General features: G+C 73.8%; 9 protein-coding genes. 4 read left to right on the forward strand and 5 right to left on the reverse strand.

Going from position 1 to position 9,811, the window contains the following annotated elements; genetic code table 11:
* From sufB to ABGB17_RS36425, 3 genes are all read right to left on the reverse strand, one after another.
* Complete coding sequence (sufB, locus tag ABGB17_RS36415) at positions 1 to 1,413, reverse strand: Fe-S cluster assembly protein SufB (protein ID WP_347638468.1); 1,413 nt, start codon at positions 1,411 to 1,413, stop codon at positions 1 to 3.
* Positions 1,410 to 2,186, reverse strand: coding sequence for a winged helix-turn-helix transcriptional regulator (locus tag ABGB17_RS36420; RefSeq protein ID WP_347638470.1), 777 nt, complete (start codon positions 2,184 to 2,186; stop codon positions 1,410 to 1,412). Before ABGB17_RS36420 ends, sufB begins: the two co-directional genes overlap by 4 nt.
* Positions 2,187 to 2,324: 138 nt before the next feature.
* Positions 2,325 to 3,098: a VOC family protein gene (locus tag ABGB17_RS36425; protein ID WP_347638472.1), complete on the reverse strand. Its 774-nt coding sequence runs from the start codon at positions 3,096 to 3,098 to the stop codon at positions 2,325 to 2,327.
* 184 nt (positions 3,099 to 3,282) lie between these two features.
* Here ABGB17_RS36425 and ABGB17_RS36430 point away from each other — a divergent pair, with 184 nt between their 5' ends.
* The 3 genes from ABGB17_RS36430 to ABGB17_RS36440 all read left to right on the forward strand — a co-directional run bounded on the left by ABGB17_RS36430 (position 3,283) and on the right by ABGB17_RS36440 (position 6,181).
* Positions 3,283 to 4,197, forward strand: a complete 915-nt coding sequence (locus ABGB17_RS36430) for an ABC transporter ATP-binding protein (RefSeq protein ID WP_347638474.1) — start codon at positions 3,283 to 3,285, stop codon at positions 4,195 to 4,197.
* A 186-nt stretch (positions 4,198 to 4,383) separates the two neighbouring features.
* Positions 4,384 to 5,097, forward strand: a complete 714-nt coding sequence (locus ABGB17_RS36435) for an ABC transporter permease (RefSeq protein WP_347638493.1) — start codon at positions 4,384 to 4,386, stop codon at positions 5,095 to 5,097.
* Between the two features lie 121 nt (positions 5,098 to 5,218).
* Complete coding sequence (locus ABGB17_RS36440) at positions 5,219 to 6,181, forward strand: EamA family transporter (protein WP_347638476.1); 963 nt, start codon at positions 5,219 to 5,221, stop codon at positions 6,179 to 6,181.
* A gap of 97 nt (positions 6,182 to 6,278) precedes the next feature.
* On the opposite strand, the gene ABGB17_RS36445 is transcribed toward ABGB17_RS36440, so the two are convergent.
* Positions 6,279 to 8,180, reverse strand: coding sequence for a DUF4118 domain-containing protein (locus tag ABGB17_RS36445; protein WP_347638477.1), 1,902 nt, complete (start codon positions 8,178 to 8,180; stop codon positions 6,279 to 6,281).
* A 110-nt stretch (positions 8,181 to 8,290) separates the two neighbouring features.
* Between ABGB17_RS36445 and ABGB17_RS36450 the strand changes: the two genes are divergently transcribed.
* On the forward strand, positions 8,291 to 8,971 hold the full coding sequence (locus tag ABGB17_RS36450; RefSeq protein WP_347638479.1) for a response regulator transcription factor: 681 nt from the start codon (positions 8,291 to 8,293) through the stop codon (positions 8,969 to 8,971).
* A gap of 98 nt (positions 8,972 to 9,069) precedes the next feature.
* Here the strand turns inward: ABGB17_RS36450 and ABGB17_RS36455 are convergent, their stop codons facing one another.
* Positions 9,070 to 9,435 (reverse strand): response regulator, encoded by a 366-nt coding sequence (locus tag ABGB17_RS36455; RefSeq protein ID WP_347638481.1) that lies wholly within the window; start codon positions 9,433 to 9,435, stop codon positions 9,070 to 9,072.
* Between the last annotated feature and the right edge of the window lie 376 nt (positions 9,436 to 9,811).

Consider the following 9,811-nt stretch of genomic DNA (forward strand, 5'->3'; position numbering starts at 1 on the left):
TCAGCCCACCGCCCCTTCCATCTGCAGCTCGATCAGCCGGTTGAGCTCCAGGGCGTACTCCATGGGCAGCTCACGCGCGATGGGCTCGACGAACCCGCGCACGATCATGGCCATGGCCTCGTCCTCGTTGAGACCGCGGCTCATCAGGTAGAACAACTGGTCGTCCGACACCTTGGAGACCGTGGCCTCGTGGCCCATGGAGACGTCGTCCTCGCGGACGTCGACGTAGGGGTAGGTGTCCGAGCGGCTGATCTGGTCGATGAGCAGCGCGTCGCACTTGACGGTGGACGCCGAGCCCGCCGCGCCCTCCTCGATCTGCACGAGGCCGCGGTAGGACGTGCGCCCGCCGCCCCTGGCGACCGACTTGGAGACGATCGTCGAGGAGGTCCTCGGCGCGAGGTGCACCATCTTGGCGCCGGCGTCCTGGTGCTGGCCCTCGCCGGCGAACGCGACGCTCAGCGTCTCGCCCTTGGCGTGCTCGCCCATGAGGTAGACGGCCGGGTACTTCATGGTGACCTTGGAGCCGATGTTGCCGTCGATCCACTCCATGGTCGCGCCCTCGTACGCCACGGCGCGCTTGGTGACCAGGTTGTAGACGTTGTTCGACCAGTTCTGGATGGTCGTGTACCGGCAGCGGGCGTTCTTCTTCACGATGATCTCGACGACCGCGCTGTGCAGCGAGTCGGAGGAGTAGATCGGCGCCGTGCAGCCCTCGACGTAGTGGACGTAGGAGCCCTCGTCGACGATGATCAGCGTGCGCTCGAACTGGCCCATGTTCTCGGTGTTGATCCGGAAGTAGGCCTGGAGCGGGATCTCGACGTTGACGTTCGGCGGCACGTAGATGAACGATCCGCCCGACCACACCGCGGTGTTCAGCGAGGCGAACTTGTTGTCGCCCACCGGGATCACCGAGCCGAAGTACTCCTTGAAGATCTCGGGGTGCTCCTTGAGACCGGTGTCGGTGTCGAGGAAGATCACGCCCTTCTCCTCGAGGTCCTCACGGATCTTGTGGTACACGACCTCGGACTCGTACTGCGCGGCCACACCCGCGATGAGGCGCTGCTTCTCGGCCTCGGGGATGCCCAGTTTGTCGTAGGTGTTCTTGATGTCCGCCGGCAGCTCGTCCCAGGAAGCGGCCTGCTTCTCGGTGGAGCGGACGAAGTACTTGATGTTGTCGAAGTCGATTCCGCTCAGGTCGGAACCCCACGACGGCATCGGCTTCTTGCCGAACAGCCGCAGGCCCTTCAGCCGCAGGTCGAGCATCCATTCCGGCTCGTTCTTCAGCGCGGAGATGTTGCGGACCACGTCTTCGGACAGTCCGCGCCGCGCCGAGGCACCGGCGTCGTCGGCGTCGGCCCAGCCGAACCTGTACTTCCCGAGGCCCTCAAGCTCCGGGCGGTCGGTGACAGTCACCTTCCGGTCTCCTTGCTCGTCTCGATCGCGTTCTGCGAAGTGGCTACGGTCACGCCGGGGTCGCCCGGCGTGGCCACGGTGGGGTCGCGGCGGGTCTGCCGCTGGACGTTCCGCTGCGCGGACAGCGCGGGCGGGCTGACGTGGGTCGTGCAGACCCCGTCGCCGTGCGCGATGGTCGCGAGCCGTTGCACGGGGGTGCCGAGGAGCCGCCCGAACGCCTCGGTCTCTGCCTCGCACAGCTGCGGGAACTCCGCCGCCACATGTGCCACGGGGCAGTGGTGCTGGCAAAGCTGCTCGCCGCCGGACTTGGCTTCCGACGACGACGCGGCGTACCCGTCGGCGGTCAGGGCCTCGGCCAGCACGCGCACCCGCTCGTCGGCCGGCACGTCCCGCAGGGCGGGCGCCAGCCGGCCGACCAGGCCGCTCATCTGGGCGCGGGCGAAGTCGGCGACGGCGTTCTCTCCGGCGCGCTCGGCCAGGAAGCGCAGGGCGCCGCCCGCGAGACCGTCGTAGGCGTGCACGAAGGCGCCGCGGCCGCGGTCGGTGATCACGAACAGCTTCGCGGGCCGTCCGCGGCCCCGCTGGCCGCGTGGGCGTGCGGCGCGGGGCTCTATCATGCCTTCGGCGAGCAATGTGTCCAGGTGACGGCGCACGGCCGCCGGTGTGAGCCCGAGCCGCTCACCCAGCGCGGCGGCGTTGATCGGGCCGTGTTCCAGGATCAGCCGAGCGACCCGGGCGCGTGTACCGCGCTCGGTCCCGTCGGCGTTCGCCATGCCAGCCACGTTTTTCACAACATCAGTGTGCCCTAATTCCTTCCCGCACGACAACCGGCGGCCGTCACCCAGGGCATGAGGTCTGTCACGCAGGTAAGCCTTACCTAACCCGCAGGTAGGGGGTGGTGCCCCCCGGGCTCAGCGGGCCCGGGCCGCGGCCAGGACGGCGAAACGGGCGCCGAAGGGGTCGGCGAGCACGGCGCGCCGGCCGGAGGGCAGGTCGCGCGGCTCGCGCAGCACGCGGCCACCACAGCGTACGCCCAGGTCCGCGGCGTCGTCGCAGTCGGCCACCCCGAAGTGGACCAGCCAGTGGGCCGGGACCTCCGGCGGCACGCCGTCCTCCATGGGACGCAGGCCCGCCGCCCGCCGCCCGTCGGCCAGCCACACGGCGCCGGGCTCGCCGTCCTGGCCGCCGCGGGTCTCCCAGCCGAACACCTCGGGGTAGAACGCCATGGCGCCCACCGGGTCGCGGGTCCACAGCTCGAAGCCGCACGGTGACGCGGGCTCGTCCACCAGCCTGGCGCCGTGGCAGCGTCCCGCCTGCCACACCAGGAAGGCGGCGCCCTCGGGGTCCTGGAAGACCGCCATGGTCCCCTCGTCGGCCACCTGGGCCGGGCCGGTCACCACCTGGCCGCCGGCCTCCTTGACCCGCAGGGCCGCGCACTCGGCGTCTTCGGCGGCGAAGTAGGTGTTCCAGGTGGACGGGCGGTCCGCGGCGAAGGTCGGGCCCGCGCCGGCCACCGGCACGCCCCGCAGCGTGAAGCGGGTGTAGCCGCCGGCGTCGGGGTCGTGGTCGCGCTCGGCGCGCCAGCCGAACATCGCGGCGTAGAACGCGGCCGACGCCGCGACGTCGGGGCTGGACAGGTCGGCGTAGCAGGGCAGACCTGGCCGGTAACCGGTTCGCGTGGGCATGCCGGACCTCCCCGTTCCGATCGCGGGCCGCCGCGAGGCAGGCCCACAGTGGCACGCGGCGGCGCCGGGCCGCGGGAGCGCCTCCGGCGCTTGGCCAGGGGCACGCGCAACCTTTACCGGCGGGCGGGGATCGGCGCCCGGGCTGGAGGTGGGACCGCGCCGGGCGGTCCCTAGACTCGTCACCATGGAGTCCCCAGCCGTCGCGCTCACCGGTCTGGTCAAGCGGTACGGCCGGGTCGTCGCGGTCGACGGCCTGACCTTGAGCGCCGGGCGCGGGGAGGTCACCGCGATCCTCGGGCCGAACGGCGCCGGCAAGACCTCCACGGTCGAGATCTGCGAGGGGTTCAGGAAGGCCGACGGCGGCACCGTCCGCGTGCTCGGCCTCGACCCCGTCCGCGACGCGGCGCGGCTGCGGCCCCGGGTCGGGGTGATGCTCCAGTCGGGCGGCGTGCCGCCCGCGGCGCGGGCCGGGGAGTGGCTGCGCACGGTCGCCCGCTTCCACGCCCACCCCCTGGACCCCATGGCGCTGCTGTCCCTGCTGGGCCTCGCCGAGCACGCCCGCACGCCCTACCGCCGCCTGTCGGGCGGGCAGCAGCAGCGCCTGTCCCTGGCCGCGGCGGTCATCGGCCGGCCGGAGCTGGTGTTCCTCGACGAGCCCACCGCGGGCCTGGACCCGCAGGCCAGGCACGCCTGCTGGGACCTGATCGGCGAGCTGCGCGCCCGCGGGGTCTCCACCGTCCTGACCACCCACCACATGGACGAGGCCGAGCGTCTCGCCGACCACGTGGTCATCATCGACCGCGGCACGGTGGTCGCCCAGGGAAGCCCGCACATCCTGACCGGCGCGGAACGCCAGCTCCGTTTCCGCGCCCGCCCCGGCCTCGACCTGGACGAGCTGCTGGCGGCCCTCCCGGTGGGCAGCGCCGCCAAGGAGTCGCCGAGCGGCCACTACGTCATCGAGGGTCACGTGGGCCCCGAGCTCCTCGGCACCGTGACCGCCTGGTGCGCGGCCGAGGGTGTCACCGCCGACGACCTCAGCGTCGAACGCCGCACCCTGGAGGACGTCTTCCTGGAGCTGACCGGCCGTGAACTCCGTTAGCCCCGCCGCCGTCCCGCCCTCCCCAAGCCGCCGCCTTCTCGCCCGGGCCGCGCCGGCGCGCCGCCGCCTTCTCGCCAGGACGGGGTCCTCCGCCGTCCCGTCCTCACCTCACACGACCGGAAGGGGGCCGCTGTGACGGCCGCGCTCGACTTCACGCCGCGACCGGGGGCGGCGCCGTTGCCGCGCATGGTGCTGGCGCAGGCGGGGGCCGAGCTGCGGGCCGTGCTGCGGAACGGTGAGCAACTGCTGCTCACGCTGATCATCCCGGTGCTGGTGCTGGCGGGGTTCTCGGCCGTGCCGCTGCTCGAGCTGCCGGGGCGGCGGGTCGACTTCGTCGCGCCCGGGGTGCTCGCCCTGGCGATCATGTCCACGGCGTTCACCGGGCAGGCCATCGCCACCGGCTTCGAGCGCCGGTACGGGGTGCTGAAGCGCCTCGGCGCCACCCCCCTGTCCCGCTCGGGGCTGCTGCTGGCCAAGACGCTCGCCGTGCTCGCCGTGGAGGCGCTGCAGGTCGCGGTGCTGGCCGGGGTGGCGCTGGCGCTCGGGTGGCGGCCCGGGGGCAACCCGCTCTGGGCGGCGGCGCTGATCCTCGCGGGCACGGCGGCGTTCAGCGGGCTCGGCCTGCTCATGGCGGGCACCCTGCGCGCCGAGGCCACGCTGGCCGCCGCCAACCTGGTCTACCTGGTGCTGCTCGGGCTCGGCGGCGTGATCGTCCCGATCACCGCGTTCCCGCACGCCCTCCGCGCCGTCGTGGAACTGCTGCCGATCACCGCCCTCACCGGCGGACTGCGATCGGCACTCTCCGGCACCGCAGGCTTCCCGTCCTGGTCGCTGCTCGTCCTGCTCGCCTGGGCCGCGGTCTCCCTGGCCCTGGCCGCCCGGACGTTCCGCTGGGAGTGACCCGGCTGCCCGGTTCGGTGGTGTACGCCGGATATCATCCGGCTCCTGTCAGGCTCCGCCGCCCGACACAGGTCCGTCCCCCGAGCCGCACGCCGTCGTGCGGAGAACGTGAGCGCCTCACATGACCGCGTCCCCACCGTCCGCGACGCCGCGTCCCCGTGTCCGGGCACGGCCCGGCGTGGCCGCCCGCACGCTCGCGGCCGTGCCCGCGCCGGGACTGGTGCTGCTCGGCATCGTGTCGGTGCAGGTGGGCGCGGGGCTCGCCAAGCAGTTGTTCGGGCAGTTCACCCCGAGCGCCGTGGTGTTCCTGCGCATCGCCACCGGGGCGGTCATCCTCGCGGTGCTGGCCAGGCCCCGGCTGCGCGGCCTGTCCCGGCGTGACATCGGCGTGGTCGCGGCGTTCGGGTTGTCGCTCGGATTGATGAACCTGGCCTTCTACGAGGCGCTCGCGCGGCTCCCCATCGGCATCGCGGTGACCGTGGAGTTCCTCGGGCCGCTCGGCGTCGCGGTCGCCGCCTCGCGCAGGCGGCTGGACCTGCTGTGGGTGGCGCTGGCCGGGGCGGGGATCGCGCTGCTCGCGCCGTGGAGCGGCGGCTCGGTGAGCCTGCTCGGACTGCTGTTCGCCGCGCTCGCCGGGGCCTTCTGGGCGGGGTACATCGTCATGTCGGCCACCGTGGGCAGCCGCATCCCGGGCACCGGCGGGCTGACCGCGGCCATGGTCGTGGCGACGGTGGTGATCGCGCCGTTCGGCCTCACCGGCGCGGGGACGGACCTGCTGGAGCCGCACGTGCTGCTGATCGGCGTGGGCGTCGGGCTGCTCTCGTCGGTGATCCCGTACACGCTGGAGCTGGAGGCCCTGCGCCGCATGCCGAAGCGGGTGTTCGGCATCCTGATGAGCCTGGAGCCCGCCGCCGCGGCGCTGGTCGGGCTGATCGTGCTGCACGAGTTCCTGACCGTCTGGCAATGGGCCGCCATCGCCTGCGTCGTCGTCGCCTCCGTCGGCGCCACCCGCACGCAGGACCCGGCCCCCGCCGTCCCCCCCACCGCGGACGACACCGGGACGCGGGGCCACCCGCTCCCCTGACGGCCCACCGCACGGGCCGGCCCACCGCGGACCGCACCGGGACGCGGGCCGCACCGGGACGCGGGCCGCCCACCCCCCGGCGACCCGCCGCGCGGGGTCAGCGGGCCGGTACGCCGGTGGCGGCCCGCTGATCGGTGAGCACCGGGATGACGACCTCCAGGCACGTGCCGCGGCCGTAGGCGCTGCGGACGGTCAGGGTGCCGCCCGCCACCTCGACCCGGTCGCCGAGGCCCGCGAGGCCCGAGCCCGCCCGGGGGTCGGCGCCGCCGGCACCGTCGTCGCGTACCTGCAGCCGCAGCGTGCCGTCCCGCACGATCAGCGAGATCTCGGCCACCGAGGCCCGGGCGTGCTTGGCGATGTTGGTGAGCGCCTCCGACACGACGTAGTAGACGGCCACCTCCACCCGCTCGTCCAGCCGCCCCGGCACCCGCAGGTCGAGCTCCACCGGCACCGCCGAACGCCGTGCGAGCATCTTCACCGCCGGCACCAGCCCGCCCCGGGAAAGGATCGCCGGGTGCAGGCCCCGGGACAGCTCCTGCACCTCCGCCACCACGCCGGACAGGTCGTCCGCCACCCGGTCCAGCCGGGCCCCGAGCCCGGGCACGGCGGACGCCTCCGCCCGCGCCCCGTTCAGCTCCAGCCCGAGCGTCACCAGGCGCTGCTGCACCCCGTCGTGCAGGTCGCGCTCGATGCGGCGCCTGGTGTCGTCCGCCGCCGTCACGGCGCGGGCCCGTGAGGCGGCGAGCTGCGCCTTGGCCTGGGCGTTGCAGACGGCGGTGGAGACCAGCGCGGTGAACTCCTCCATGCGCCGCTCCATGCCCGGGGCGGGCTCGGGATCGGTGGACAGGGCGGTCACGGCGCCCCACAGCCCGCCGTCGGTGTTGATCGGGATGCCGATCGCGCACCGGACACCCCGCCGCCGCGCCCACGCGGCGACCTCGCCCGGGGCGACGTCGAAACCGGTCATGCGGGCTCGCCGCCCGGTGCGCAGCACCATGCCGGCGGCGTTCGGCGCGTCCGGGGAGTAGCGCCAGCCCGTCGGGATCACGTGCTCCGGGCCCAGTGCGCTCCACGAGCCCACCGCGACGCACATGCCGTCGTCGTCGTACCGGATGATCGCGGTGTGCTCCACGCCGAGGATGCGGCCCATCTCGGCCGCCACCGCGCCGAACAGCTCCTCGGAGCTGACGCCGCACGCCACCAGCGTCGCCACCCGCCGCAGCGCGGCCTGCTCGGCCACCACGCGGTGCACGTCGTCCCGGCTGGCCGCCAGCTCCGCGGATATCTCGGCCCGGTCGCGGGCCGCCCCGAGCAGCGACACCAGCACCGGCGCGATGCCCCGCTCCAGGTGGCGCAGCGCCGGCTCGGCGGTCTCGGGCACGGTCAGCGTGCCGAGCGTCTCGGTGCCCCGGCACAGCGGCAGCGCCACCCGGCCGGGACCCGGCTCGCAGGCGCCGGCGACCAGCGTCAGGCCGGGGACGCCGAGCGCCCGCTCCAGGTGCGCCGCCGCCGCCGCGACGGCCTCGGGCAGGCTTTTCGCGCCGAGCAGGAGGCGGGACAGGGAGGTCGCGAGGTCGGCCTCACGGCGTCGCTCCTCGGCCGCGCGGCTGCCCGCCTCGGCCTCACGCCGCCGTTGCCCGGCCTCGGCGGCCAGGGCGCGGGACACCGACGTTATCGACCCGGTGACCAGCGCGGCACCGAGGAAGACCAGCAGCGTCATCAGCCCCTCGCCCTGATGCATGGCGAGCCGGCCCGTCGGCGGCACGGTGAGGAGATCGAACGTCAGCGCGCTCGCCACCGCGGTGGCGAGACCGAGGCCGAGGCCCCACACCGTCGAGACCAGAAGGACGCTGACCAGGTAAACTACGCCCAGGGACTCGGGTGACACGACCATCCCGAGCAGGTGTGCCAGCCCGGCTTCCGCCGCGATGAGGAGCACGGCCGCCGCGATCCCCGCCGCGACCGGTGGCCGCGCGGTCCGCTTGAGCAGCGGCTGCATCCAGGCACACTCCGCGAATATACTCCCGCACCCCCAGCCTCTCCCCGCCGGGGCGTTCCCCCAGGTCGGCGACGTGTTCGGGTGGGCAGGGAGCGAGGCGACCAGGGACGATGACGACCACAGCGAACGAGGGGACGGCGCGCCGCCTGCGCGTCGTGCTGGCCGACGACGACGTGTTGCTGCGCGAGGGCCTCGCGGGGCTGCTCGAGCGGTCCGGATTCGAGATCGCCGGGCTGGCCGGGGACGGGCCCCGCCTGGTGGAGCTGGCCCGCGAGCAGCGTCCCGACCTCGCGGTGATCGACATCAGGATGCCGCCCGGGCAGGCGATGGAGGGGGTCGTCGCGGCCCGCGCGATCCACGAGAGCTGCCCCGACGTCGGCATCATGCTGCTGTCGGCGCACGTCGAGGTCGAGGAGGCCATGGAGCTGCTCGGTTCGGGCACGCGGGTGGGGTACCTGCTGAAGAGCCGGATCATGGACGTGTCCGAGTTCATGGAGAACCTGCGGCGGGTCGCGCAGGGCGGCGCGGTGGTGGACCCGAGCCTGGTGAGTGAACTGGTGGCGGCACGGCGCCGGGACGACCCCCTGGACCAGCTCACCACGCGCGAGCGCGAGGTGCTGTCACTGATGGCCGAGGGCCGCTCCAACGCCGGCATCGCCCGCCGCCTGTGGATCACCGAGGGCACCGTCGAGAAGCACGTACGCAGCATCATGATGCGAATGCGCCTGCCCGAGACCGGCGACGACCACCGCCGCGTGCTGGCCGTGCTGACGTTCCTGGACTCCCGCTGAACGCGCGGCGCCCTTGCTGGAGGTCCGCGGCGCCGACGACGACCGGGGCGGTCCCGGCGCTCGTTCCTGGAGACCCGCCGGAACGGCCTCGCGGCGTCCTAGCCGGGGGGGCCGCAGGGTGAGGCGCGGACGACGGCGAGGATCGTCTCGGCGCTGAGGTCGGACTTGGCGATGAAGGCCGCGGCGGGGCTCTGGTCGATCAGGTCGGCCACGTCGCCGCAGTGGCGGGCCGAGATGAGGATCACGCACGGGGGCCGGCGCCATACGCTGCGTACCAGCCGTTCCGCCAGCGCGAAGCCGTCGTCGTCGCCGAGGTCGAGGTCCACCAGGGCGACGTCCGGCTCGAGCTCGCCGAACCGTTGCAGCGCGTCCGGGCCCCGCGAGACACCGACCACCGTGACCCCGCCCCGGTCAAGGACCCGGCCGGCGACCTTCAGGAAGTGATCGTTGTCATCGACGATCATGCAGCGCAGGGGCACACCACCAGCCTCCCAGCCGTCGTGACCCGGCGCATTGCAGCTAGCTGGTACAGCCCACCCCGGCGGGCATGACCTGCGGGATGGGTGCTGACGTCGGTGACGCGGCGGGGGTCGTGCCGCGATCGTGGAACGTGTACAAAGCCTCCTCCACGAGGGGGTACGGCACACTCGCCGGCCCACGGCACCGTCCCGACCGACGGCCGCCGCCCCGGCGCGGAGACGGAAGACGGGGGACCACGATGCACGCCAACCCGGCACCGCTGCGTCGGAATCTCGGCCACCGCACGTCCCCGGCCCCGGCCACACGACCCACCCCCGTCCTCCCCACCTCCCCAACCGCCACCACATCGTCCCCCACCCC

Source organism: Sphaerisporangium sp. B11E5 (assembly GCF_039871875.1).
Lineage (GTDB): Bacteria > Actinomycetota > Actinomycetes > Streptosporangiales > Streptosporangiaceae > Sphaerisporangium.

Coding starts and splice junctions, on each gene's coding strand:
- ABGB17_RS36445 (WP_347638477.1), bottom strand. CDS start 8,180: ATGCAGCCGCTGCTCAAGCGGACCGCGCGGCCACCGGTCGCGGCGGGG.
- ABGB17_RS36455 (WP_347638481.1), bottom strand. CDS start 9,435: ATGATCGTCGATGACAACGATCACTTCCTGAAGGTCGCCGGCCGGGTC.
- ABGB17_RS36430 (WP_347638474.1), top strand. CDS start 3,283: ATGGAGTCCCCAGCCGTCGCGCTCACCGGTCTGGTCAAGCGGTACGGC.
- ABGB17_RS36420 (WP_347638470.1), bottom strand. CDS start 2,186: ATGGCGAACGCCGACGGGACCGAGCGCGGTACACGCGCCCGGGTCGCT.
- ABGB17_RS36425 (WP_347638472.1), bottom strand. CDS start 3,098: ATGCCCACGCGAACCGGTTACCGGCCAGGTCTGCCCTGCTACGCCGAC.
- ABGB17_RS36440 (WP_347638476.1), top strand. CDS start 5,219: ATGACCGCGTCCCCACCGTCCGCGACGCCGCGTCCCCGTGTCCGGGCA.
- ABGB17_RS36450 (WP_347638479.1), top strand. CDS start 8,291: ATGACGACCACAGCGAACGAGGGGACGGCGCGCCGCCTGCGCGTCGTG.
- ABGB17_RS36435 (WP_347638493.1), top strand. CDS start 4,384: ATGGTGCTGGCGCAGGCGGGGGCCGAGCTGCGGGCCGTGCTGCGGAAC.